This window comes from Polynucleobacter necessarius, assembly GCF_900095195.1.
Lineage (GTDB): Bacteria > Pseudomonadota > Gammaproteobacteria > Burkholderiales > Burkholderiaceae > Polynucleobacter > Polynucleobacter necessarius_G.
Genome location: NZ_LT606950.1, coordinates 202,902 through 228,108, shown reverse-complemented (window position 1 = coordinate 228,108; position 25,207 = coordinate 202,902). Strand labels below are relative to the sequence as shown.

Genomic DNA, 25,207 nt, shown 5'->3' with positions numbered 1-25,207 from the left:
AAATAGTATTTATAACTCTAGTGGGCAACGAATTTTCCCACATTACCACATGACGAATCCAACAAACTTATATGTCATCATCCAAGCCGGCGGGCGCGGAAGCAGGCTTCGCCATCACACTTGGAACAAGCCTAAATGTTTAGTTTCCGTACATGGAAAACCAATCATCTACCACGCATTCGATTATTTCCCAAATGCAACCTTCATCATCATTGGGGACTACGCGTTTAGTCAATTAGAAAAGTATTTAAAAACCAACCCTCCGACAGTCGCGTATAAGCTAATTCATACCACTAATAAGGGTACAGCGTCGGGAATAGCTCAGGCCTTGGATTTAATACCAAGCGATTCCCGAGTTGTTTTAATGTGGAGCGACCTGATTATTAAATCCTTGCCTAACTTTTTGGACAGAAATTTACCCGTTGTATTTACTACCTCTTCTTTTACATGTAGATGGACCATATCGGAAGAAGGGGTCTTACGTGAACTTCCAGCCTCAATTAACGGAATTCCAGGGATCTTTTATTTCCCCAATAAAGATCATTTTATTACCCCGCCAACTAATGGTGAGTTTGTAAAGTGGTTCTCAATAACCTACCTTAAATTCGAAACGATAGATTGTCCAGATCTTGAAGAACTAGGCGATTTTCATTCGATTGAAGAAAATAATGATCGCGCTGGATTTAGTAGATTTTTTAATAAGGTTGAAATATCTAAAAATTCAGTAACCAAGACCGTACTTGATCCCAATTATCAAGACCTGCAATCAAAAGAAATTGCATGGTATGGGGAAGTTCAAAAACTAAAATTTCGCAGAATACCCAAAGTCTTCACAACTAACCCTTTTGTCATTGAGAGGATAAATGGTTTACATGCATACGAGATGCATGACCTAACAGAACGTGAAAAGCGAGCAGTTATGGCAGACTATCTAGATACTTTAACTTCACTGCACGACTCCAAGTCAACCCAAACTATTACTGAAGATGCATTTGAGGTCTACCTAAACAAAACGATTAATCGCATCAACTCCGTATCAGGAATAATTCCCGCTTTTGAGAAAGATTCGATGACTATCAATGGTAAAAAGTGTAAAAATTTATTCTCCGATAAATATGAAGGCGAATTGCAAAAAATTATTTCAAATTTAGTTCCCAAAAAATTTACCGCAATCCACGGTGACCCTACGTTTTCAAACACGCTGGTAGATGATAATTTGAGAGTATGGTTTTTTGATCCACGGGGTTATTTCGCAAATCCTGGAATTATGGGAGACCCCTTGTATGATTTTGCAAAAGTCTACTATTCAGCAGTCGGGGGTTACGATTTGTTCAATCGTCGTAAATTTAAGCTACACATAGACGAACATGCGGTTGAAATTCTTCAAGCAGATTCTATTTTTGCAAAAACTGCGCCGCAAGTATTTGCAAATTACTTTTCAGAAGATTTTCATAAAATTCAGTTAATTCATGGGCTAATTTGGCTTTCCTTGTCAGGGTATGCCAAAGATGATATTGATTCGGTGATTGGCGCCTTTTACTATGGACTTTACTGGCTTGAATTAGCTCAAAATAAAAAGACACCCACAAATTCATGACCATGAATTTCGTTGAAATTAGCAAATTAGGTCATACGTGGCTGATTGATCTTGATGGGACCATCGTTCAGCATAATGGCCACAAAAAAAGCGGGGACAAATTACTGCCTGGCATCTCAGAATTCTGGAAACAAATTCCTGAAAAAGACGTCATTATCGTATTAAGTGCAAGATTAGAATCCGAAAAAGAAGTTGCGCTAAGTTATCTTCAGCAATGTGGCCTTCGTTATGACCACGCCATTTTCAATCTCCCGCATGGTGAGCGAATACTTATAAATGATAAAAAGCCTTCGGGGCTATTAACTGCCATTTCCATAAATGTTGAGAGGGACAATGGTATTGAAAATTATTCAATAGCCCTCAGAAAAGATTTATAGGATTAACGCTTGCCTAGCAAGTACATTTGAGTTCTTGAGTATTAGGGTCAAAGTTCTAACTCTACTCAATCAAGGGAAACTAGGTTGGTAACGTCGCCAGAAAACCTTGATAAGCTTTTGCAAGGCCTTGGGCCAGATTGACTGTTGGCAGCCAACCTAGCTGATTTAAACGGCCCGAATCCATCCACTTCCTAGGAGAGCCATCGGGCTTTGTTGAGTCAAAGCTGATCTTCCCTGAATAACCTACTGCCTCACTGACAGCTTTTGCAAGATCGGCAATCGCGACATCCGATCCGTAACCGACATTCAGATGACTTTGCATCGGCTGTGTTTGGCTATCGTAGATTTTTTTGTCCAAGTGCATGACAAATACCGAAGCAGCAGCCATATCGTCAACAAACAAAAATTCTCTTTTGGGGGCGCCAGTTCCCCAAATCATCACATCTGGGGCATTGGCAACCTTTGCCTCATGAAATCTTCTGATTAACGCAGGGATTACATGGCTATTTTCAGGATGATAGTTATCGCCAGGGCCATACAGGTTTGTTGGCATCACAGATCGATAATCAACCCCGTGAGAGTCTCTGTACTGACGGTTATAACTCTCACACATTTTGATGCCGGCAATTTTGGCAATCGCATACGGCTCGTTGGTAGGCTCAAGTTTTCCCGTCAGCAAGACATCCTCACTCATGGGCGGTATTGCAAGCCTTGGGTAAATGCAGCTCGATCCTAAAAAAAGGAGCTTTTTGACGCCACTCAAAAATGCTTGGTGAATCACATTGTTTTGCACCATCAAGTTATCGTAGATAAACTCTGCCGGATAGGTATTATTAGCATGAATTCCACCAACCTTAGCGGCAGCTAAATAGACTTGATCGGGTTTTTCTTGCTCAAAAAATTTTGCGACTTGTACTTGATTGGTCAAATCGAGTTCAGCGTGGGTTCTAAAGACGATATTTTGAAATCCCTGTGCTTGCAGATTGCGCACAATGGCTGATCCCACCATGCCACGATGGCCTGCCACATAAATTTTTTGATTCAAATCGTGGTTCACGAGATCAGATTGCCATTTCTACTAGTTGTGGTTCTATTAATTTTCTTTGCCAACCGCCACAGAGTAACCATGCTTAGTGAGCAAAGCGTGTTGCTTTGCTTTTTCCAAATCACTAGCAACCATTTCTGTAATCATCTCATCCAGTGTGATCTCGGGAACCCAGCCCAACTTTTGTTTTGCCTTACTGGGATCACCTAACAGAGTCTCCACTTCGGTTGGGCGATAGTAATGGGGGTCAATCTGGACAATGACATCACCTACTTTTAATGCGGGGGCTTTATCGCCTTCAATACTGGCAACAATCGCTTTTTCGTTCTCAGTCTGTCCTTCAAATTTCAGGGTGATACCCAGCTGTTTTGCGCTACGAATAATAAATTCGCGGACGGTAAATTGAACGCCAGTAGCGATCACAAAGTCTTCAGGTTGCTCCTGTTGCAACATCAGCCACTGCATGCGCACATAATCTTTTGCATGACCCCAATCTCGTAGGGCATCAATATTGCCCATGAACAAACACTTCTCCAGGCCTTGCGCAATATTGGCTAAACCACGAGTCACTTTACGTGTAACAAAGGTTTCACCACGTCGCTTGGATTCATGATTAAACAAAATGCCGTTACAGGCGTAGATACCGTATGCCTCACGATAGTTCACCGCAATCCAATATGCATACATCTTTGCAACTGCATAGGGGCTTCTCGGATAAAACGGCGTGGTCTCTTTTTGAGGTATTTCTTGTACTAAGCCATAGAGCTCGGACGTAGACGCTTGATAAAAACGGGTCTTCTTTTCTAAACCTAAAATACGAATCGCCTCAAGCATCCGCAGAGGGCCAATGGCATCGACATCGGCTGTGTACTCAGGTGATTCAAACGAAACTGCGACATGCGATTGCGCACCCAAGTTATAGATCTCATCGGGCTGACACTCCTGAATAATGCGCACTAGGTTGCTGGTGTCGGTCAAATCGCCGTAATGCAAAATCAGATCCGGATGATTAATATGCGGGTCTTGGTAAATATGGTCAATCCGCTCGGTATTAAAGGAGGAAGCGCGACGCTTAATGCCATGAACGACATAGCCCTTCTCCAATAAGAATTCAGCAAGGTAAGAACCGTCTTGTCCGGTAATTCCCGTGATCAGGGCAACTTTTTGTTTACTCATGATAGTTAACTTCTTCCGTAAGTATCTTCAAAACGAACAATATCATCTTCCCCTAGATAGCTACCAGATTGCACCTCGATGATTTCTAGTGGAGTAGTTCCTGGGTTAGCAAGACGGTGGGTTTGCCCTTGGGGGATGTACGTACTTTGATTTTCTAAGAGGGTAATCACTTGATCACCATTGGTAATCTCAGCGGTACCCTTCACCACAATCCAATGCTCAGCACGGTGGTGGTGCATCTGTAAAGAAAGGCTTGCGCCGGGCTTGACTTGTATACGCTTGACCTTAAAGCGCTCTCCCTCATCCACGCTGTCATACCAACCCCAGGGTCGCGAAACCTTGCGATGCAAAGCCTTCTCTTCGCGTTTTTGACCATCAAGCTGCGCAACAATATGCTTAACATCTTGGCTATTTTTACGATCAGCAACCAAAACAGCGTCGGCAGTTTCCACCACAATGACATTCTCTAAACCAACCGTACTGACTAAACGGTTGCAAGCATAAATTAAGGAATTTTTCGTATTACTCACTAAGGCATCACCGACGGTCACATTGCCATACTCATCTTTACTCCCAACCTGCCATACAGCATCCCAAGCGCCCAGATCATTCCAGCCAGCATCGAGCTCAACCATTCGGATCGGAAATGTTGAGTCGGGGCATTTTTCAATGACGGCATAGTCAATCGATTCGCTTGGAATAGCTTCAAATAGGGCTTTATCGGGTCGAATAAGCACGGTATCCCCGGAGCCATCCTCTTGCTTGCCTTTCCACGCGATTTCGGTAGCCTCCAGAATATCGGGGCGAAATGCTTGAAGCGCCTTAAGCCACACACTGGCCTTCAGCACAAACATGCCGCCATTCCAGTAATAACCACCCTCAGCTAAATAACGTTCGGCGGTTTGTGCATCTGGCTTTTCCACAAAGCGCTCGACAATATACGCATCAACATTCGATGTTGTGCTGTGCATCTGGGAAGTTTTGATATACCCATAACCCGTCTCGGGCGATGTTGGAGTAATCCCAAGTATGGCGATAGAACCCTCATTTGCGATTGCAATACTTTTTGCGAGGGCGTTTGTAAACGCTACGGGGTTAGTTGCTGTCTGGTCAGCGGGTGTCGCCACCAAAATCGGATCATTTTCCTGGCCCTCAAGCGACTGGGCATACAGCGCAGCCAATGTTAACGCTGGCGCAGTGTTTCGACCGCTAGGCTCAAGCAATAGAGTTGCTGAAATTTGGTTCAGATCTCGCAATTGATCGAGCGCGAGAAAACGATGCTCCTCATTGGTCACAATAATCGTTTTGCCAATAACAATATCTTGATTGGCAATAGCATGAATTCGACTGATAGCCTGCTGAAAGAGACTTTGTTTAGAGTCATCTCCTGATAACACCAAAAACTGCTTCGGAAATCCCGAGCGTGAGAGCGGCCACAGGCGAGTACCTGATCCACCACAGAGAATTATCGGCAATACTGGTGTCATTGAGATTTGGCTAACTTTTTGAATATATTCCGAAATTTTACATCTTTAGGCATTGAACTTTTGATTTTGATCATATATGGAATACCCGGTTTTTTATAGAATCGGATATGTGCCAATTTATCTATTAATGGCATTTAATACTAAAAACGATAAAAGTTCAGAAGAAAGGAGTCAGAAATGACAACTAGCAATATGCCAAAAATTAATGTCCGCAACTCCGTGAGCGAATGTGCGCAGTCGCTCAAAAAAAGAGAATGCTGGCAAATATCATAGCTATGGCATTAAGGACTGTATCGCCTCGATTGCAGAAACCAGGTGGAAGTGATGTCTATTTAAGACAACACTGAAGTGTCAAAAAAAGCCTCCATTTACTCAATGGGGGCTTTTTTATAATTAGTTCATTAGCGATTAGCGTAATGGTTTATTGGGATAGGTCTTACCAGTCAGATTACTATAGAGCGCTCCCGCTATGACCAATAATATTGAATCAATCATGACCGGGAAAATGGCGTACCGAAATTGCGTTACATGACCCAAGATAACGATCAACGCTACAGCGGCGGCAGGCGGATGTAAGCATCGCAACACAAACATACCAAGAATCGATAGGCTTGCCGCAATCGGCATAGCCAGCAATGGTTCAGGAACCACCATAAAAGCTACGATTCCAATGAGGGCGGAGATCGTATTGCCCGCTATCACAGCCCAGGGCTGAGCCATTGGGCTACCCGGCAATGCAAACACCAATAAAGCGCTAGCCCCCAAGGAGGCCATTAACCACTCTTGAACTCCAACGAATTCACCCATCATTTTTGCTAGGACGAAAACCGCAGACAGGCCAACTGACTAATGGCTGGTCACCGCCGAAATAAAAAGTAGATCGCTTTGTCCAAGTACTAAAAGTGTGTTTCATACACCACCACATGAAAAAACTTGAGAGAGCTCGGGCTCAAAACAAAAAAGACCGCAGACGCGGTCTTTTCCTGGATAGCCTGCGATAGGCGCAAACGGCTTATGCCTTCTTAGCATATGCTGAGCACCAGCCCTTGCCTGCAACTTGCTTGCCTGCGAACAGCGAGCAACCACCAGCAGCAGAACCTGGTTTACCTTGATACAACGCACAGTTATCGCATTGCTGACCAGCTGCATACTTCGCAAACTTCGCCTTATCCACTTTACTAGCATCCGCTTTGTAACCCAGTGCAGCAGCTTGTGGATCGGTTTCTGCGACCATCGCTTGAGCTTGAACCTTACCGTTCAACGCTAATGTACATGCTCCAGCAGCGGACAAAATCATAAATTGGCGACGACTATTTTTCATGGATTCTCCAAAAAATAAAACGTTTAACAACTTGAATTCTTGATGATGTGGCTCATCATAGTGGAGATATTTTTGACTTGCTAGACGACAGATAAGTCATTGATTTACATGAATAAATAGATGAGAATAATTCTCACCAAACTACCGCTTGAGAACTCTATTGCCAACTCTTGAGATTCATGCAGCCAATTCGTTGCTTAATGTAAACACCGTCTAGAGTTTCAGGGTAATTGTCCGCACAGTCTTTCATATCCACCTTGTAGGAGATGGGAGTATTTTTCTGTGGATCTGAATGGTGATTTGGAAACCCTCCACATGCAGATACAAAAACTGACCCCACCACAATGCTTGTCCAAGCAAGAATAGAATGTCTTGTGCAACGAGCCATTTACTTGCGATCAATCAACGCTAGGAATTCACGACGAAGATTGGAATCTCTCAAGAATGCACCGCGCATCACGCTATTGATCATTTTGGAATCACGAGATCTTTTACCCCACGCCATTGCATACAGAAATGGTCAGCATCCATAACAACTGCCACGCCGATAGGCTTAATCTTTCTCTCCAACATGTCTACCAATTCCACTACAGCCCCTTCCTGAATTTGCGGACGACACATGACCCACTCAGTTAGGCGAGAATATTTTGATAAACCAATGAGTGCTGAACCTTTTTGGCAATACGCCAATCCAAATTCTGCCCATAATTGGGCAGAGGTGGTGCGAGCAGGCGCTGCGCACGGTGATCGGCCCAATAATCATCAACTCATTCAGACGACTCACATTTGGAAACTTGGTTAAAACAGGCTGCTCGACATAGCGCCCATTGAATACCTCCTGAACATACATTTTTGCCACACGACGACTGGTATTTTTAGTGTTGTGGTCATTTTCTGTATCGATGACTAGACTCTCTAAAACGCCTTGCATTTGTTCAGCAACCTCATCGATTAACGATTCTAGCTCACCCGGCTGAATAAATTGCGCAATGTTGTCATTCGCATGAAACCGCGCCTTTTGTGCCTCGATACGTCGCCGAATCACAACGGACAGCGTGTTCCATCCGCTTTTGAAGAGACCTTCTTTGCCGTCACCTTTTTTGGCGATGATTTGACTGCAGCAGCCACGGTGCTTTTTGGTAATTTGCCTACTGACATGAATTCGTTCTCTAAAGGTGCTGCAATTTAAATTTGAAAAAAGAGGGTAATGACACAAATCAATCCGAACAACCAAACAATGGATCGTGCTGTGGCCCAATTGGCAACATAACAAATCAAGTAGGCCACTCGTGCCACGGCAAATCCGATTGCCAATAAATCAATTCTGTCCTGTGGAGTATTAGCAATACTGGCAATAATGACCGCGGCAAAGAACAAGGGTAACGATTCAAAAAGATTTGCTTGCGCAGCATTGGCTCGAGCACGAAATCCCGTTTGCTTTGCTAACCATTCTCTGGGCATACGATTGTCATAGTGGTCAAACCCTTTTTTGGCGATACCGGCTGCAACGTAGGGAAGTAAGCCCATAAATAAAATACATGCACAGGCAATCGTCATTTTTATCTCCGTGAATTTCTTTTTCTAAATCTTCTGTTCTTAGGCTTTACTCTTTTTAGAGCCAATGCGGCTCTCGGTGCCATTGAGTAAGTTCTGAATATTGCTTCGATGACGCCAAATCAACAAAACAGAAATTGCTAGCAGCACTATCCCCATCGGTTGAAAGCCAAATAAAAATGTAAAGTGGATCGGTCCAAAGATTGCCGAAGCTAGTGCTGCTAGCGAGGAGTAGCGCAAGAACACTGCGACGATGACCCACGTGCTCAAGGTTGCGACTCCGAGAATGGCGTTAACGCCAAACAAAATACCGCAGGCAGTTGCCACGCCCTTTCCACCATTAAATCCACGAAAGACGGGGAAGAGATGCCCCAGGAATACCGCCAGAGCAACGCCACAGAGCACCCAAGATCCAAAAGCACCCGTCAGTGATTGATCACCTAACCAAACACGCGCGAGCATCACTGCAACGTAACCCTTCAGCGCATCACCTAAAAACGTTAATGCTGCAGCCAATTTATTTCCGGTACGCAATATGTTGGTTGCGCCAGGATTGCCTGAGCCATAAGAATGTGGGTCTGGTAAGTTCATGCATTTACTCACAACCACTGCGAATGAAATGGAACCAATCAGATAGGCGATCGGAATGAGCAGAAGGTCTAGGCTTGGATTCATGGCTCCATCTTAAACACTTTTATAGCTCGCATCAGGAACCGCGGGGATGATGTTGCTGGTGAATTGATTTGAGGCGCTCCCTAGCGACATGGGTATAAATTTGGGTAGTAGAGATATCAACATGGCCCAGCAATAACTGGACCACCCTTAAATCTGCTCCATGATTCAATAAATGCGTGGCGAAGGCATGTCGAAGAGTATGCGGCGATAGCGCCACCGGAATGTTAGCTAGCACCGCATAACGCTTAATGAGCACCCAGAATGCTTGTCTTGTTAAGGCAGTGCCAGTGTGACGTCCGACAAAAACTGCATCGCTCAACTTTCCCTCTAACAAGGGTATGCGCGCCTCTGCAAAATACCGCCTCAACCATTGCCCCGCTTCACCACCAAATGGCACCAAACGTTCCTTACCCCCCTTACCATTGACGATGCGCACTACGCCCTCATTCATACCCAAGGCAACCGTTTTCAGGGAAACAATTTCAGAAACACGCAAACCACTGGCATACATCAGTTCCAGCATGGTGCGATCACGCAATCCCAGAGGGGTATCAATATCGGGTGCATTTAATAAGGCTGTTACTTGATCCTCGCTTAACGTTTTCGGGAAACGCAAAGCCTGTTTTGCGGCTCGCAATCCAATACAGGGATCACTTTTTACGAGGTTCATGCGTAAAGCATGTCGGTAGAACCGCTTGAATACAGTAAGGCGTCGATTTGCAGTAGCAGCCTTGTCAGCACGACGATGTGCAATATAGGCTGTTACATCTTTTTCCTGAACCGCATACAGATCTGATCCAGAATCTTGGTAAAGCCACTGCGCAAAAAGTAATAAATCCCTTCGGTATGCTGACAAGCTATTTTTTGAGAGCCCATCCCCTAGCCAGCAGGCATCGCAAAAATGTTCGATCGCCTCAGTGCTTGCTGGGGCGACCTTCGCAGATTCATTAGTCACGGAAGTTATTAAAACCGAGGGGCGCCTCAGTAACATTTTTCTTCAGCAAAGCCATGGTTGCTTGCAAAGCATCACGCTTAGCACCCGTCACACGTACAGCATCTCCTTGAATACTTGTCTGTACTTTGAGCTTGCTGTCTTTAATAATGCGCACAACTTTTTTTGATAGATCGGAAGTAATCCCTTTTTGAATCTTCATGGTTTGCTTACGCTTATCACCGCCAATAGTTTCGGTCTTGTCATCCTTGAGATAGCGCACATCGACATTCCGTTTTGCCATCTTACCGATCAAAACATCGCGCACCTGACCGAGCTTGAACTCATCGTCTGCAAATAAAATCAAGGCTTCATCTTCTTGCTCTACGCGGCTGTCAGAACCCTTGAAATCAAAGCGATTGCTGATTTCTTTATTGGATTGTTCAATCGCATTTTTAAGTTCAACCATGTCTGGTTCGCATACAACGTCAAATGAGGGCATTCATGACTCCTACTATTAATTCAATGACTCGGTATTTTGCTCAAATTGATCGCCTAGCCATTTTTCAGAGCAATTGGCGTACATTCGAATAAGATTGTGGCATGAACTCCCATCCAATGGTGCCTAGCGCAGCGAAATTCATCCGAAATCTGAGTCTTCGGGAACGCAATACCTTTGGATTAGAGGCGAACGCCGAATTGGCATACGAGATCACTGCTGCAGATCAAATTCCTGCCGTGATGGGGGAAATTTTGCGGCAGCAACTCTCTTGGAGAGTGTTGGGGGGTGGCAGTAATGTCGTTTTACCCGCAACCCTGCGAGGCGCTACCCTGCTCATGAATATCCCAGGCCAAGAGATTATTTCTGCCGACGCCCAATCTACCTTACTTTCAGTAAGGGGCGGAGTTATCTGGCATGAATTGGTTGCTTGGACACTCGAAAATGATTTGCCCGGTCTAGAAAACTTAGCCCTCATTCCAGGCACGGTTGGTGCGGCGCCGATACAAAACATTGGCGCCTATGGCGTTGAGCTTGCCCAATATATTCATTCGGTTCAAGCATTTGACATTCGGACCCAAACCCTGACTACCCTTCCAAAAGAAGCCTGTCAATTTGCGTATCGAGATAGCTACTTCAAGCAACAGCCTAATCGCTTTATTGTGACCAATGTAGTCTTTGAAATTCCGAAAGAATGGCAACCCAGAATTCATTATGCGGATTTAGCGCAACAGTTTTCAAACAACCCCACCCCTACCCCAGAAGAAATCTTTCTAGCCGTTTGTAAAATTCGCACCCAAAAGCTACCTGACCCTAAGATCATTGGTAACGCTGGCAGTTTCTTTCAGAACCCCATCATCCCCGTTGAACAATATGAAACTCTGCTCCTGAAATACCCGAACTTGGTTTCTTATCCTGATATTGCAGGCAAACGAAAATTGGCGGCAGGCTGGCTAATAGGCCAGTGCTGTCTTAAAGGCGAACGCATGGGAAATGTGGGGGTTTATGAAAAGCAAGCGCTGGTTCTCGTAAATTATGGGAATGGCACAGCCCAAGATATTCTTGGGCTAGCAAAATGCATTCAAGAAAAAGTGAAAAAAGAATTTGGCGTGAACCTAGAGATCGAGCCGAATATTCTTTAGCGGTCATTCGTAGTGCATCCACATTCTCAAGATGCGCACCGTTTTCTCTTTTCGAAATACTTCATAGACAAGGCGGTGTTGAATATTAATCCTGCGAGAGTATGCCCCCTTCAGATCACCAACCAATTTCTCATACGGCGGCGGAATTCGAAATGGATCAATCTCTAAAATAGAGAGCAATGCCTGAGCCCTATCTTTCAAGCCTGCAGCCGAAATTTTTTTAGCGTCTTTTAAGGCATATTTGGAATAAACCAAATCCCAAACTACCACTTCAACACCTTTTTACTTTTTGCTAATGGTTCTGTCATTGCATTTTTGATCGATTCACGCATACTCGGTATTGATAGGAGGTAAAGAGTCTCCTGAATTGCGCTCCAATCCTCTTCCGAAATCAACACAGCATTAGCCCGCTTGCCAGAAATTAGCACTGGTTTATGAGATTCAGCCGCCTGATCAATCAAGCGGTATAAACCCGCCCTAGCCTCGCTTGCAGTCAATGTAGTCATATTTTGGCTCCTTTTGGATAATAGTACGTAAAAACGTACGATTTGTCAAAAAATGTCCGCCCCCGATTATGGGGTTATTTTGACCTCCGCAAAACGCACCTCAGCTTCACCATCGGCCATACAAATTTGAAACTCTTTGTTAGGGATAAGCTCTTTGGGACCTCTGATGGCATGCAATGGGTTTTTGTCTTTGCTCAAGATAACTGAATATCCACGCTCCAAAGTTCTCTGAGGATTTAGCAACTCTAACTGAGATTGAAGATGTGTTTGGTTGCGCTTCCAATTATCCATTCGCACAGACCACGATTGATATAGCCGCTTTTGTAAACCGGTAATTTGTTCACGCATCCGATCTGGATTGGGTAAAGCGTGACTCAACCTCAGAGCTAACTGATCCAAGGTTTGCGCCTCTCGCTCTACTCGCTGATTTACTCTTTGCAGCAACGCTTGCTGAATGGCACTGAGTTCTTGAAGAAGCTGATCTTTTCTTGGTGCTGCTAGCTCCGCAGCACCCGTTGGGGTTGGGGCTCGTAGGTCTGCCACAAAGTCTGCAATCGTGAAGTCGGTCTCGTGACCCACGCCGCTCACCACCGGAATATCTGAGTGCGCAATGGCATACGCCAATTGCTCGTCATTAAATGCCCACAAATCCTCTATGCTGCCACCGCCTCGAACTAACAAAATCACATCCACCACATTCTCTTCATTTGCTGCCTTGAGTGCCGCAATGATTCCAGCGGGTGCTTCAGGCCCTTGCACTAATGTTGGATAGACAACAATCGGAATGTGTGGCGCTCGTCTTGCTAATGTACTTAAGACATCTTTCAATGCTGCCGCTTGCGATGAGGTAATAATGCCAATCGAACGGGGATGCGTCGGTAGTGCGCGCTTGCGCTCTTCATCAAACAAACCCTCTTTTGCGAGCTTAGCCTTAAGTTTTAAAAATGCTTCGTATAAACCCCCCATACCTGCACGTCGAAGAGTTTGGATGGTCAACTGAACATCGCCTCTAGGGACATACATTCCCAAGCTTGCACTGACTTCTACCTTGTCCCCAAACTGAGGCATGAATCCTACCTGGCCATTTCGACCTCGAAACATCACGCAACGAATCTGACCCTCTTCATCCTTTAACGAAAAGTACCAATGTCCGCTGTCATAAGCTTTGAAATTCGAAATCTCCCCGCCAACCCAAACCGTATCGAAACGCTCCTCCAAAGAGGTAGCAATGGCGCGATTTAGATCGCCGACAGACAGAATTTCTCTTGATATTTCCGACATTTTTTCGTTTTATCCTTGGAAACAATCTAGCCTAGAGGGCAACAAATATCCACAGAAGCCCTCGGAAGTCTTCTTAAACCCCATTAAGTAAGTAATTACTGACCCAAATCGTCTCATAAATACTACAGTTAATTTATAAGTCACTAATTTATATACTGAATTTATAACTATCGCCCCTCGCATTTTTGACCGCTTTTTACTCCATTAACCATCAATCAAGGACTTACAGCGTCAATGATGAAAAGTTTTACACAGAGTTATCCACAGGATCGCTTACGGAATGGGCTCAATTAATTCAGCTAAAGTACTGAGCTTATGCACTCTATCTTACTATCCACTGGCTGGCCCATTTGGCCCCTTTTGATCATTTCCACCACCTTTACGCGCTATCAAGAGCTAGCAATTACCTTACCCACAGCCAGTGGCAATGAGTCGCCAATAGAATCCAAACAGATTCATATTGCCGTCAGTCGGGATGGGCGCTTTGCAATCAACGGCAAAGTGACAGAATCTTCACAACTCAGTAAAGCATTGACGCAATGGAGCAATTCCTCTGGTCCACAAGCAAGTAATCTGCAAGTCAATATTGACGCTGATGCAAAAGCACCCCATCAAGCGGTCATGACAGCATTAGAAGCGGCACGTGACGCCAATCTCAGCAATATTGTTTTTAGCAGCCAAGCCAAGAAATAATTTATTGAGATGGCGCCATCTTTCTTTCGAAAAGCCCCAACATTTTGGGAAAGGCGTGGCCCAACAAGCCTTCTACTGTGGCCCATCTCCCTACTCTACGAATTGGCTCTTCGTATTCGCAAGTTCATTCAGGATTTAGGCATTGAACAAGCCAAGCCCACCGCAGTGCCAATCATCATTGTTGGCAATATTCGGGTTGGCGGAACTGGCAAAACACCAATTGTGATTACGTTAGCAAAACAACTATCCCAACTGGGCTGGAAACCTGGAATCATCAGCCGGGGTTATGGCTCTTCTTTGCAAACATCGCCATTGCCAGTGACTAGCGAATCGGACCCCGCTATTGTTGGTGATGAACCTGTTTTAATGGCTAAGAAACTGCAAAATCGTTTTCCCATCTGGGTTTTCCCAAAACGACAGCAATGCATCAATGCTTTACTCAATGGCTCACCTAAAGTTGACGTAATTATTAGCGATGATGGTCTGCAGCATCGTGGGTTGGTGCGCTGGCCAGCCCGTGAAGGAGGTCGCGACATTGAGTTTGTTGTGCGCGATGATCGCGGCGAAGGAAATCGCTTCTTGCTACCTGCCGGCCCACTGCGCGAGCCCGCAAACCGTGAACGCGACGCTACGCTCTTTACGAGTATTCAGAAAAATCAAAAAACCAGCTCAATCGATGAATACTATCTTGGCCGCAGATCATTCCACTTAGCAAACCATCTCGGCGCCCCTTATCAACTCATTAATCCATCGAGCATTCAACCTCTAGAGCAAATCGCCGAACATTTTTTACCCAAAAATATTGCTCTCGTTGCCGGCATCGGCAATCCCCAGCGCTTTTTTGATGATGTAAAAAGGCATGGTGTTGTGGGTAAACACATTCCACTTGCAGACCACTTTAACTACACCACTGAATTTTTTTCTTCAATCAAAGCACAATGCATTTTGATCACCGAAAAAGATGCTGTGAAATGCTTGGGCATGCAAGATGATCGTATTTGGGTTATTCCTATGTCACTCCGAATTCCAGACAACCTAATGGATTGGATGCAGTCTATTTTGCAACGACCCGACCCCCGTCGCTATACCTTGTAAGCCGTCAGACACAAACTGTTAAATAATGTCCTTGACTAAATTACGCGCTACACTTCTGTTCTGAACCGCTGATAAAAAATAACTATGAATAGACGACTACTCGACATCTTGGTTTGCCCACTTTGCAAGAGCCAATTGCATTTCAATGCAGAGCAGCTTGAGCTCATCTGCAAAGCAGACCGCCTGGCCTACCCTATTCGGGACGATGTTCCAGTGATGTTGGTTGAAGAAGCCCGCAGCCTCTCGGCTGAGGAAATACAGTAAGCTCATTTAACCAACCCCATGATTACCACTACTCACACCCCTGACTTTTTGGTAGTCATTCCAGCAAGATTAGGATCCACGCGTCTACCACGCAAACCGCTTGCAGATATTGGGGGTAAGCCAATGGTGGTTCGCGTGGCTGAGCAAGCTCAAAAATCATTAGCTACCAGTGTTGTTGTCGCAACCGATTCCACTGAGATTCAATCGGTTTGTACTGAACATCGTATTGAATGTTTATTGACCAAACCTCACCATCCAACTGGAACGGATCGCTTGGCGGAATTGGCGCAGATACTAAAACTTCCTGCAAGTGCCATCGTAGTAAATGTGCAGGGTGATGAGCCCCTCATTCCGCCAGAACTCATTAATCAAGTTGCTCAAACATTATCGCAACATGAGTCCTGCGCGATTTCGACGGTTGCAGTACCGATTCAGGATAAAACAGAGATTCAAAATCCAAATGTTGTTAAGGTGGTGCTCAATCGATCCGGTGAGGCGCTCTATTTTTCGAGAGCACCAATCCCTTTTGTGCGTGGCTTGCAACAAGCAGATAAAACTGTTTATTTCCGCCACCTCGGCATCTATGCCTATCGAGCCGATTTTTTAGAGGCTTACACCGGACTAGAGGTGGCTCCGCCCGAGCAAGCGGAAGCCCTAGAGCAGCTACGCGCGCTCTGGAATGGCTACCGAATCGCAGTTCATACCACGCCAATAGCCCCTCCTGCAGCGGTAGACACACCAGAAGATCTTGAACGCATCCGCAGCCTTTTCAAAAACCCCTGAATTTTTCAAAGAATTTGAGGGTTCTCGGGGATAATCCTAAGCATTCAATACTAATGATCCCAACAAAATACGGGACAATGTCAGCTCTTCTAGGGGGAAAATAATGCGGTTGATTCTGCTCGGTGCACCTGGTGCTGGTAAAGGCACACAAGCTCAGTTTATTTGCGAAAAATTTGGCATTCCACAGATTTCCACCGGCGATATGCTGCGTGCCGCTGTGAAAGCAAGAACAGAATTAGGAATTGCCGCCAAAAAAATCATGGATGCGGGCGGCCTGGTGTCGGATGACATCATTATTGGTTTGGTGAAAGATCGCCTGACACAACCCGATTGCAGCAAAGGATATCTGTTTGATGGTTTTCCCAGAACCATTCCCCAAGCGCAAGCCATGAAAGATGCGGGTGTACTTATCGACTACGTATTAGAGATTGATGTCCCATTCGAGGCCATTATTGATCGCATGGGTGACCGCCGTGTTCACCCCGCCTCTGGACGCACGTATCACATCAAATTCAACCCACCAAAAGTAGAGGGTAAAGATGATGTCACTGGCGATCCACTGATCCAGCGTGATGACGACAAAGAAAAAACTGTCCGTAAACGGTTACAAGTCTACGATGATCAAACGCGTCCACTTGTGGTGTATTACACTTCCTGGGCAGCCCAAGCGAGTCCGAGCGACAAGGTGAAAGCACCCGCATATCGCAAAGTTAGCGGCACTGGTAGCGTTGAAAATATCACTGCCTTAATTCTTGATGTTCTAAAGTAAATTGGCTGTCAAAAAAGCATTAATCATCGGCATTACCGGACAAGATGGTGCTTACTTAGCAAAGCACCTCTTATCTAAAGGATATGAAGTAACAGGTTCATCACGCGATGTGATGGCCTCTTCTTTTGAAAATCTGAATGCATTGGGCATTCGCGCCCAAGTCAAACTTCTTTCGGTATCGATTAACGACTTTCGAAGCGTCTTTAACGCGATTCAGCAAGTGGATCCCGATGAGATTTATAACCTTGCTGGGCAAACTTCTGTAGGGCTGTCATTTGACCAGCCAGTTGAGGCTATCGAGAGCATTGCCATTGGAGCCCTCAATATTCTAGAAGTCATTCGACTATTGAATAAACCCGTACGTTTTTACAATGCGGGCTCCAGTGAATGCTTTGGCGATACTGGCAGCGCTCCAGCGAACGAACAAACACCCTTTGCACCACGCAGCCCCTATGCAGTCGCAAAATCGACCGCCAAGTGGCTCATTAATAGTTATCGCGAATCGTATGGATTACATGCGTGCACTGGGATCTTGTTTAATCATGAGTCCCCTTTGCGTCCAGAACGTTTCGTTACGCAAAAGATCGTCGCTGGTGCAGCTCGAATCAAAGCGGGCCAGCTAAGTACCTTACAGCTTGGTAATTTAGATATTTCCCGAGATTGGGGCTGGGCACCAGAGTACATTGAGGCAATGTGGCTGATGATGCAACTGGATCAGCCTGATGATTTTGTGATTGCCACTGGAAGACAAGAATCCCTGAAATATTTTGTCGCGAAAGCATTCGAATACTTTGACCTTGACTGGCAGCAATATGTTGAGATTGAGCCGAGCTTCTTTCGACCAAATGAAATTATTACGAGCGTAGGCAATCCTGATAAGGCAATCAAAACTTTGAAATGGAATAAGCCAGCCGACGTAGATGGCGTGATTACGATGATGTGCGCCGAGCAAGCGAAGAAATATTCACAATAAAGCGTTCGACAACGCGCCGTTATTTGCTTACTGAACTACTTCAACTCTTTGAGGGCACTCTCAAAAGACTCAATGTCAGCAAAGCTCCGATAGACGGAAGCAAAACGGATATAAGCCACCTTATCAAGGCGCTTTAATTCGCGCATGACCAACTCACCTACACGCTCACTCGGAATTTCTTTTTCACCTAAGCTAAGCAACTTTTCTTCAATCCGAGCAATGGACTCATCCACCGAATCCGAAGAGACCGGACGCTTGCGCAGAGCCAGCTTCAGTGAGCTAGCCAGCTTGTCATGGCTATATTCGACCCGACTACCGTTTTTCTTAACAATAGCCGGCAAAAGAAGCTCGACGCGCTCATAGGTAGTAAAACGCTTATCGCATTTTGCACAACGGCGGCGACGACGAATGGTGTCACCCTCATCCGATACCCTGGTATCTAAAACCTGGGTATCGTCGTTATGGCAAAAAGGGCAGCGCAAGATGAGCTCGCTTCGTTTTTATTCTTCGGTGCGGTGACTACTTAGCCGTAAACAGGAAAACGTTTCGTTAGCTCAGCAACTTGTGCGCGCACTTTAGCAATACTGTCTGGATCATTCGGGTTATCCAATACATCCGCAATAAAATTGCCGACCTGTCTTGCTTCTGCTTCCTTAAAGCCGCGCGTTGTCATGGCAGGTGAACCCAAACGAATACCGCTGGTCACCATCGGTTTTTCTGAGTCATTTGGAATGCCGTTTTTATTACAAGTAATATGCGCTTCACCCAAAACGCGCTCCGCTTCTTTACCTGTCATTTTCTTAGCGCGCAAATCTACCAACATCACATGCGAATCTGTTCCGCCAGAGACAATCCGTAAGCCACGAGAAATCAATGTCTCTGCTAACGCTTTGGCATTGGCAACTACTTGCTTTTGGTAGTCTTTAAATGCTGGCTCTTGCGCTTCTTTGAACGCTACTGCTTTGGCAGCGATCACATGCATTAAAGGGCCGCCCTGCAAGCCTGGGAAGACTGCTGAGTTAATCGCTTTCTCATGCTCGGCTTTCATCAGAATGATGCCGCCGCGCGGGCCACGCAAGCTCTTATGGGTTGTAGAGGTGACAATGTCTGCATGAGGTACAGGGTTTGGGTAAACACCCGCCGCGACCAAGCCTGCATAGTGCGCCATATCCACCATAAAAATCGCGCCCACTTCTTTGGCCAATTTGCCAATTCGCTCGAAATCAATTTTCTTAGAGTATGCAGATGCACCAGCAATAATGAGTTTCGGTTTGTGCTCACGAGCTAAACGTCCCATTTGCTCGTAATCGATTTCTTCATTTTTATCGAGACCGTATGCAATCAGGTTAAACCATTTGCCACTCATGTTCAATGCCATGCCGTGTGTTAAGTGACCACCCTCAGCCAAACTCATCCCCATGAATGTGTCGCCTGGTTTTAAGAATGCCAAGAACACTGCCTGATTTGCAGATGCTCCGCAATGAGGCTGCACATTAGCCGCCTCCGCACCAAACAGAGCCTTTACGCGATCAATCGCCAACTGCTCAGCAACGTCAACAAATTCACAGCCATTGTAATAACGCTTGCCTGGATATCCTTCCGCATATTTATTGGTCAATTGCGACCCTTGAGCAGCCATCACTGCTGGTGAAGTGTAGTTTTCGGAGGCAATCAGCTCAATATGGTCTTCCTGACGCTGATTTTCTTTCTGAATGGCTTCCCATAATTGGGGATCGGTTTTGGCTAGAGTGTTCTGACGGTCAAACATGGTAAAAATCCTAGGGGGTTGGATTGCGTAATGAAGTAAGTAAAATTAACCTACATCATACAAAATCCACCATGACTACCACTCAAGACCTCTCATTCCTCTCCCTAGCCCTCAATGCCAGCCTATTAGTCCAGTTAGCAATGGTGTTATTGCTGGGCATGTCTATCGCCTCTTGGACCATCATTTTTAAGAAAACAGCCATTTTGCGGGGCGTTCGCCAAGATACAGACCGTTTTGAGCGTGATTTTTGGTCTGGGGGCGACCTCAATACCCTTTTAGAGTCCGCTCAACGCAATACTCGTAGCGACGCTGTTTTGGAGCACATCTTTGAAGCGGGCATGCAAGAGTTCATGAAAGTTCGTGAAATTGATGCTGCGCGCAGAGCCATGAAAGCAACCTATCAACGAGAGATGGATGCCCTGGAAGCGAATCTGCCGTTTTTAGCTTCTGTTGGTTCGGTTTCACCCTACATCGGCCTTTTCGGAACCGTGTGGGGAATCATGCATTCATTTCGCGGTTTAGCTAATGTGCAAAATGCCACTCTCTCAGCAGTGGCCCCTGGTATTGCAGAAGCATTGATTGCAACTGCCATCGGCTTGTTTGCAGCAATTTCTGCGGTAGTGGCTTATAACCACGCAGCAACCGATGTGGATCGTTTGGCGATTCGTTTTGAAACCTTCATTGAAGAGTTCACCAATATCTTGCAACGTCAAACAGGCCGCTAAGCGCAAACGTTATGGCTGGATCTACTTTACGAAAATCAAAACGTCGGGCAATGGCCGACATCAACGTGGTTCCCTACATCGACGTAATGTTGGTGTTGCTGGTGATATTTATGGTCACCGCACCAATGGTCAACCCTGGTGTAGTCAATCTGCCCACGGTTGTGGGTGCCAAGGTGCAATCACTCCCGCCAGTCTTTTTAACAATTGATGCCAATGAAAATGTCATCGTTCGTAAAGAGGGTGAACCTGTTCAAACCCTGAACCCATTTGAGCTGGGAGCATTTGCCAGGGCGCAAGCAGAAAAGTCTGCTGACCAACCCGTCGTTCTGGCAGCTGATAAATCCATCAAATACGAAACGGTAATGAATGTGATGTCCAAACTCAAAGAGAATGGTGTGAAGCGCGTAGGACTCGCAGTCAAGAGTCAATAAGCGTTTCATATCCAAAAACAAAATGGTTGATCACGTCGATAGTTACTTATGAATAGCGCATCAACTTATTCATCACCTCTTTCCCCATTTCAGCGCGGTAGACCTTCAAAGGAAGAGAGCACAAAACGTGCATTTACGTATTCACTCATTGCCCATTTCGGTTTGCTTGTTTTTCTAGTGATTGGAATCAGTTGGAATAACTCAACCCCGTCTGGGGTTGAAGTGGAGTTGTGGGATTCTGCCCCTCAAGTAGATATCAAACCCGAGCCAGAACTTAAAACGGTAATGAAAGAGGAAGCAGCAGATATCGCCGTTAAGAAGAAAATGGTAGAAAAAGAACCTCCAAAAAAAGAAGAACCTAAGAAGGTAGAGGTTCCTAAATCGGCAAAACCTCCACCACCAAAAGAAAAAGAAAAGCCAAAAAAGGAAGAGCCCAAGAAAGCGGACACCCCCAAAGCCCAGTCTCCAGCTGAGACCAAAGCGAATGCTGCCGCAGAAAAAGTTCGCGCAAATCAGCTGGCAAGACTACGTGCCGCTGCGGGTGCCGAGGGCGGTAGCGGCGGCACCGTTGGCAGCGGTGTTGGCGGTGGCGGTAATGCGCCTCCGGGCTGGACCGACAAAGTGATCAAAAAGGTAAAGCCATTGATCGTCTTTAATCCCGAATCCGTTAGCGGCAATCCTGCGGCGGTGATTCAGGTGAATCTGGCACCAGATGGCGCCATCTTGAGTACGAGCGTTCTCACTTCAAGCGGCAACCCAAACTGGGATCGCGCTGTATTGTTAGCCCTGTCTCGTGCAGAAAGTTTGCCCAAAGATGACAATGGCAAAATTCCTCAACGAGAAGTGAAATTGACCTTTAAACCAAAGGACTAAAGCATGTTGCAGTTTGCTAAAATGCAGTTTGCTAAAAAATAATTTATCAATTGCACTGGATTGGTGTCGCGCTAACCTCGCTTGCTTTAGGTGTTTCCAGCCCTGCATTTGCACAGATGAATATTGAGATCACCGGTGTGGGCCAATCTCTGTATCCGATTGCTGTGATGCGCTTCAAAGACGAAACCAAGCTTCCAATCGGCGTCACCGAAATTATTCGCCAAGATTTAGCGCGTAGCGGTTACTTCAAAAATACTGAGAATGGGAATGCCGTTGAGGGGGATGATGGTACGCCAAACCTCAAATCTTGGGCTGCGCGAGGTGCAGATGCATTAGCAGTGGGCTCTGTAGTGCAAACGGGTAACGATCAATATGAAATTCGGTACAAGCTGTTTGATATTCGTAAATCACAAAGCCTTGGTGGCTTAAATATCAATTCGAGCGCCGATAATTTACGTGCAGCAGCGCACAAAGTTGCCGATGACATTATTTACAAACTCCTTGGCGAGCGCGATGTGTTCTCTACCCGCTTGTCCTATGTCATCAAGGATGACAAACGATATCGCCTGGTTATTTCAGATGCGGATGGTCAAAATATTCGCAATGCGATGAATAGCGGTGAACCCATCATTTCGCCTTCATGGTCACCCGATGGCAAGAAAGTAGCTTATGTCTCCTTTGAAGATCGCAAGCCTGTGATCTACGTTCATGAGTTGGCAACGGGTCGGCGCATTTCCCTTTCTAATCAGAAAGGGAACAATAGCGCACCCGCATGGTCACCCGATGGCAAAAAGTTAGCGGTGTCCCTGTCAAAAGATGGCAATACCCAAATCTACAGCATCAATGCTGATGGTAGTGGGTTACAACGTCTGACCCGTGGCAGCACCATTGATACTGAACCCCAATACTCTCCGGACGGTCGCTATATTTATTTCACGAGTGATCGTGGTGGTAGCCCGCAAATTTATCGCATGAGTGCTGATGGAGAGCAGGCGGAAGGCGCAAAGCGCATTACCTTTAAACAAGGCTTCGTCACATCACCCAGAATTTCTCCCGATGGTAAATATTTAGCGTACATTGCCAACGTTGGCGGAGCTTATCGCCTTTATATTCTCAATCTGGCTACCGGTGATGCCCAAGCATTAACGGATGGCACAAGCGATGAATCCCCGTCATTCGCCGCAAATGGTCGTTACGTCCTCTACTCCACCAAAGCGGGTGGTAAACGTGTCCTTGCAGCCGTTTCTGTCGATGGAAACTCTAAGCAAGTGCTGAGCATTCCCGGCCCGGATGTGCGTCAGCCCTCTTGGGGCCCATTTATGGACTAAATCCCTTTTTTATGACTGAAATGGGTACTTTTGACACTCTTGAGGGCATAATATTGCTAAAGGGTTTGTGCCCCTCATTTAGGTTTCAATTTCACCACTGAATTTGCAGGAAAAGGAAAATCATGACAGTTTCGATCGCACGCCGCGCAGCGACATTTGCCCTTATTGGAGCAACCGCATTTTTAATGGCTGCTTGTTCCAGCGTGAAATTAGATGACACCGATGGCGCTAACGGCAGCGGTGGCAGTGGAAGCTTCGGCTCACAACCATGGAATTCTCCAAAGAGCCCACTGTTTGAGAAAAGTGTTTACTTTGGTTTTGATGAGTACACCGTCCAAACGAAATACCAAAAGATGTTGTCTGCTCATGCAAGCTACTTAAAAGCAAATCCAAAACAAAAGATCATTATTCAAGGCAATACCGATGATCGCGGTACTGCTGAATACAACTTAGCCCTCGGTCAACGTCGCTCCGATGCAGTGCGTAAATCATTGAACTTGATGGGCGTTTCTGACGCGCAAATGGAAGCAGTCAGTTTTGGTAAAGAAAAACCAAAAGCAGAAGGTGATAACGAAGTGGCTTGGGCAGAGAACCGTCGCGCTGATATTGTTTACATCACAAACTAAATGCAGTTCTCTTTAAACCCCTATAAACAAACGCTCTCACGAGCGTTTTGTTTAAGTGCCGCACTCATTTGCATCGGCGCATCCAGTAACGCATGGGCACTCTTCTCAGATGATGAGGCCCGTAAGGCTATTTTGGATTTGCGTAAATCCTTAGCTACAACGCAACTTGAACTCCAAAGCCGAATTGACAAGCTGAAGTCAGAAAACGCAGAACTGCGCGGCAAAGTTGAGGAGCTTGAAAAGCAAGGCGAAGATATTTCTTCTAGTCAAAAAACGTATTACCAAGATTTGGATACCCGTCTGGGTAATTTTGAGCCTCGTGCCGTCACTATTGAAGGCGTCAGCGGCACCATCCAACCTGGCGAGAAGAAAGCATATGACGATGCATTAAAAGTGTTTCAGGCGGGGAACTTAAAAAAGGCGGAGGATGGCTTTGCAGCATTTACTACCAAATACCCTAAGAGCCCCTATTTACCACTGGCACTCTATTGGAGTGGCAACAGTAAATATGCCAACAAAGATTACGTAGGTGCAATCAATCAACTACAAGCTCTGATTAAGAAATATCCGAATCATCTTCGTGTTCCTGCAGCGATGGTGACATTGGGTAATTCGCAATTGGAAAGTGGGAATAAAGCATCTGCCAAGAAAACCTTCGGCGATATTGTTGTGAAGTATCCCGATACCGAGGCAGCTAAGGACGCGCAACAATTGCTTGCCGCAATCAAGTAGTTCTTGGCCGCATTTCATGTCCAAGTTGTCAGCGGCTTTTCAAAATATAGCGCCACGCACTGCGGGTGCACCCGCAGTGATTCTATTTTCTGGCGGCCTGGATTCCACTACGGTTTTGGCATTAGCAAAGGATTTTGGCTATACACCGTATGCCCTCTCTGTTGGCTATGGTCAGCGCCACTCCTCTGAATTGGCTGCAGCAAAACACATCGCCAAGCAAATGATGCTGGGGAAGCTTATGGAGAATGTGAATCTACGACAAGCAGGCTTTAAACAAGCCAATGTGATCGATCCTACGCGCTATCGTCGATAACCCAATATAAATTAACCAGAATAGAGGGCTTATAGGCCCTTATTTTTTAAGGTTGACTTCTACAAAAAAAGCCATAATAATGCACTAAATTATGCTCAAATTTATATGAGCCTCACGCAAACTATTCATGCAAAAACCACTGTCAGCATGACAGATTTAAGAAAAAATCCCAGCAAAATTATGGAGATAGCAGGGGATCTGCCGGTTGCCGTCTTAAACCATACAAACCAGAAGCCTATCTCT

Annotated in this window: 29 protein-coding genes and 2 pseudogenes; 16 read left to right on the top strand and 15 right to left on the bottom strand. The window is 45.6% G+C overall.

Annotated features, from left to right (window positions below):
- Window positions 1–49: 49 nt before the first annotated feature.
- Window positions 50–1,597: a sugar phosphate nucleotidyltransferase gene (locus BQ1619_RS01295; protein WP_114661792.1), complete on the top strand. Its 1,548-nt coding sequence runs from the start codon at window positions 50–52 to the stop codon at window positions 1,595–1,597.
- On the top strand, window positions 1,594–1,974 hold the full coding sequence (locus BQ1619_RS01290; protein WP_114661790.1) for a hypothetical protein: 381 nt from the start codon (window positions 1,594–1,596) through the stop codon (window positions 1,972–1,974). Before BQ1619_RS01295 ends, BQ1619_RS01290 begins: the two co-directional genes overlap by 4 nt.
- Window positions 1,975–2,053: 79 nt before the next feature.
- Here the strand turns inward: BQ1619_RS01290 and fcl are convergent, their stop codons facing one another.
- The 10 genes and pseudogenes from fcl to BQ1619_RS01235 all read right to left on the bottom strand — a co-directional run bounded on the left by fcl (window position 2,054) and on the right by BQ1619_RS01235 (window position 10,665).
- The gene (gene fcl, locus BQ1619_RS01285; RefSeq protein ID WP_197711807.1) at window positions 2,054–3,031 is read right to left on the bottom strand and encodes a GDP-L-fucose synthase; all 978 of its coding nucleotides are present in this window, start codon (window positions 3,029–3,031) and stop codon (window positions 2,054–2,056) included.
- Window positions 3,032–3,067: 36 nt separating this feature from the next.
- The gene (gmd, locus tag BQ1619_RS01280; protein WP_114661786.1) at window positions 3,068–4,195 is read right to left on the bottom strand and encodes a GDP-mannose 4,6-dehydratase; all 1,128 of its coding nucleotides are present in this window, start codon (window positions 4,193–4,195) and stop codon (window positions 3,068–3,070) included.
- Between the two features lie 5 nt (window positions 4,196–4,200).
- A complete protein-coding gene (locus BQ1619_RS01275) occupies window positions 4,201–5,682 on the bottom strand; it encodes a mannose-1-phosphate guanylyltransferase/mannose-6-phosphate isomerase (protein WP_114661785.1) in 1,482 nt (493 codons plus the stop codon).
- Window positions 5,683–6,090: 408 nt separating this feature from the next.
- On the bottom strand, window positions 6,091–6,492 hold the full coding sequence (locus tag BQ1619_RS01270) for an HPP family protein (RefSeq protein ID WP_114661784.1): 402 nt from the start codon (window positions 6,490–6,492) through the stop codon (window positions 6,091–6,093).
- Between the two features lie 202 nt (window positions 6,493–6,694).
- Window positions 6,695–7,003 (bottom strand): high-potential iron-sulfur protein, encoded by a 309-nt coding sequence (locus tag BQ1619_RS01265; RefSeq protein WP_114661783.1) that lies wholly within the window; start codon window positions 7,001–7,003, stop codon window positions 6,695–6,697.
- A gap of 388 nt (window positions 7,004–7,391) precedes the next feature.
- Window positions 7,392–8,057, bottom strand: a pseudogene (folE, locus tag BQ1619_RS01255) (GTP cyclohydrolase I).
- A 131-nt stretch (window positions 8,058–8,188) separates the two neighbouring features.
- Window positions 8,189–8,560, bottom strand: coding sequence for an MAPEG family protein (locus BQ1619_RS01250; RefSeq protein ID WP_114661781.1), 372 nt, complete (start codon window positions 8,558–8,560; stop codon window positions 8,189–8,191).
- A 39-nt stretch (window positions 8,561–8,599) separates the two neighbouring features.
- Window positions 8,600–9,232, bottom strand: coding sequence for a glycerol-3-phosphate 1-O-acyltransferase PlsY (plsY, locus tag BQ1619_RS01245; RefSeq protein ID WP_114661780.1), 633 nt, complete (start codon window positions 9,230–9,232; stop codon window positions 8,600–8,602).
- Window positions 9,233–9,263: 31 nt separating this feature from the next.
- Window positions 9,264–10,196 (bottom strand): site-specific tyrosine recombinase XerD, encoded by a 933-nt coding sequence (xerD, locus tag BQ1619_RS01240; RefSeq protein ID WP_415066235.1) that lies wholly within the window; start codon window positions 10,194–10,196, stop codon window positions 9,264–9,266.
- Window positions 10,180–10,665 (bottom strand): YajQ family cyclic di-GMP-binding protein, encoded by a 486-nt coding sequence (locus tag BQ1619_RS01235; protein WP_114661778.1) that lies wholly within the window; start codon window positions 10,663–10,665, stop codon window positions 10,180–10,182. The genes xerD and BQ1619_RS01235 overlap by 17 nt, the downstream gene beginning before the upstream one ends.
- Window positions 10,666–10,766: 101 nt before the next feature.
- Between BQ1619_RS01235 and murB the strand changes: the two genes are divergently transcribed.
- Entirely contained in the window at window positions 10,767–11,804 is a 1,038-nt protein-coding gene (gene murB / locus BQ1619_RS01230) for a UDP-N-acetylmuramate dehydrogenase (protein ID WP_114661776.1), read from the top strand.
- Between the two features lie 3 nt (window positions 11,805–11,807).
- Here murB and BQ1619_RS01225 read toward each other — a convergent pair whose 3' ends face one another.
- The 3 genes from BQ1619_RS01225 to xseA form a co-directional block, all read right to left on the bottom strand.
- Window positions 11,808–12,074 (bottom strand): Txe/YoeB family addiction module toxin, encoded by a 267-nt coding sequence (locus BQ1619_RS01225; protein WP_114661774.1) that lies wholly within the window; start codon window positions 12,072–12,074, stop codon window positions 11,808–11,810.
- A complete protein-coding gene (locus BQ1619_RS01220) occupies window positions 12,068–12,310 on the bottom strand; it encodes a type II toxin-antitoxin system Phd/YefM family antitoxin (protein ID WP_114661772.1) in 243 nt (80 codons plus the stop codon). The genes BQ1619_RS01225 and BQ1619_RS01220 overlap by 7 nt, the downstream gene beginning before the upstream one ends.
- A 66-nt stretch (window positions 12,311–12,376) precedes the next feature.
- On the bottom strand, window positions 12,377–13,591 hold the full coding sequence (gene xseA / locus BQ1619_RS01215; RefSeq protein WP_114661770.1) for an exodeoxyribonuclease VII large subunit: 1,215 nt from the start codon (window positions 13,589–13,591) through the stop codon (window positions 12,377–12,379).
- 315 nt (window positions 13,592–13,906) lie between these two features.
- Here xseA and BQ1619_RS01210 point away from each other — a divergent pair, with 315 nt between their 5' ends.
- The 6 genes from BQ1619_RS01210 (at window position 13,907) to BQ1619_RS01185 (ending at window position 18,168) form a co-directional block, all read left to right on the top strand.
- Complete coding sequence (locus BQ1619_RS01210; protein ID WP_114661768.1) at window positions 13,907–14,284, top strand: ExbD/TolR family protein; 378 nt, start codon at window positions 13,907–13,909, stop codon at window positions 14,282–14,284.
- A 9-nt stretch (window positions 14,285–14,293) separates the two neighbouring features.
- Window positions 14,294–15,379, top strand: coding sequence for a tetraacyldisaccharide 4'-kinase (gene lpxK / locus BQ1619_RS01205; protein ID WP_114661766.1), 1,086 nt, complete (start codon window positions 14,294–14,296; stop codon window positions 15,377–15,379).
- A gap of 84 nt (window positions 15,380–15,463) precedes the next feature.
- The gene (locus tag BQ1619_RS01200) at window positions 15,464–15,643 is read left to right on the top strand and encodes a Trm112 family protein (protein WP_114661764.1); all 180 of its coding nucleotides are present in this window, start codon (window positions 15,464–15,466) and stop codon (window positions 15,641–15,643) included.
- Between the two features lie 18 nt (window positions 15,644–15,661).
- Window positions 15,662–16,426 (top strand): 3-deoxy-manno-octulosonate cytidylyltransferase, encoded by a 765-nt coding sequence (gene kdsB, locus BQ1619_RS01195; RefSeq protein ID WP_114661762.1) that lies wholly within the window; start codon window positions 15,662–15,664, stop codon window positions 16,424–16,426.
- A gap of 103 nt (window positions 16,427–16,529) precedes the next feature.
- The gene (gene adk / locus BQ1619_RS01190; protein ID WP_114661760.1) at window positions 16,530–17,195 is read left to right on the top strand and encodes an adenylate kinase; all 666 of its coding nucleotides are present in this window, start codon (window positions 16,530–16,532) and stop codon (window positions 17,193–17,195) included.
- Window position 17,196: 1 nt separating this feature from the next.
- Complete coding sequence (locus BQ1619_RS01185; protein WP_114661758.1) at window positions 17,197–18,168, top strand: GDP-mannose 4,6-dehydratase; 972 nt, start codon at window positions 17,197–17,199, stop codon at window positions 18,166–18,168.
- Between the two features lie 35 nt (window positions 18,169–18,203).
- Here the strand turns inward: BQ1619_RS01185 and nrdR are convergent, their stop codons facing one another.
- On the bottom strand, window positions 18,204–18,650 hold the full coding sequence (nrdR, locus tag BQ1619_RS01180) for a transcriptional regulator NrdR (RefSeq protein ID WP_114661756.1): 447 nt from the start codon (window positions 18,648–18,650) through the stop codon (window positions 18,204–18,206).
- A 41-nt stretch (window positions 18,651–18,691) separates the two neighbouring features.
- A complete protein-coding gene (glyA, locus tag BQ1619_RS01175) occupies window positions 18,692–19,936 on the bottom strand; it encodes a serine hydroxymethyltransferase (RefSeq protein WP_114661754.1) in 1,245 nt (414 codons plus the stop codon).
- A 71-nt stretch (window positions 19,937–20,007) separates the two neighbouring features.
- Between glyA and tolQ the strand changes: the two genes are divergently transcribed.
- The 7 genes and pseudogenes from tolQ to BQ1619_RS01140 all read left to right on the top strand — a co-directional run.
- Window positions 20,008–20,661: a protein TolQ gene (gene tolQ / locus BQ1619_RS01170; RefSeq protein WP_114661752.1), complete on the top strand. Its 654-nt coding sequence runs from the start codon at window positions 20,008–20,010 to the stop codon at window positions 20,659–20,661.
- 11 nt (window positions 20,662–20,672) lie between these two features.
- On the top strand, window positions 20,673–21,092 hold the full coding sequence (locus BQ1619_RS01165) for an ExbD/TolR family protein (RefSeq protein ID WP_114661750.1): 420 nt from the start codon (window positions 20,673–20,675) through the stop codon (window positions 21,090–21,092).
- 48 nt (window positions 21,093–21,140) lie between these two features.
- Entirely contained in the window at window positions 21,141–21,965 is an 825-nt protein-coding gene (gene tolA / locus BQ1619_RS01160) for a cell envelope integrity protein TolA (protein WP_114661748.1), read from the top strand.
- A gap of 50 nt (window positions 21,966–22,015) precedes the next feature.
- Window positions 22,016–23,293, top strand: a complete 1,278-nt coding sequence (gene tolB / locus BQ1619_RS01155) for a Tol-Pal system beta propeller repeat protein TolB (protein ID WP_269460060.1) — start codon at window positions 22,016–22,018, stop codon at window positions 23,291–23,293.
- A 122-nt stretch (window positions 23,294–23,415) separates the two neighbouring features.
- Entirely contained in the window at window positions 23,416–23,919 is a 504-nt protein-coding gene (pal, locus tag BQ1619_RS01150) for a peptidoglycan-associated lipoprotein Pal (RefSeq protein ID WP_114661746.1), read from the top strand.
- Window positions 23,920–24,651, top strand: coding sequence for a tol-pal system protein YbgF (gene ybgF, locus BQ1619_RS01145; RefSeq protein WP_114661744.1), 732 nt, complete (start codon window positions 23,920–23,922; stop codon window positions 24,649–24,651).
- Window positions 24,652–24,667: 16 nt separating this feature from the next.
- A pseudogene (locus BQ1619_RS01140) lies at window positions 24,668–24,943 on the top strand (7-cyano-7-deazaguanine synthase); the annotation flags it as partial.
- Window positions 24,944–25,207: the final 264 nt, after the last annotated feature.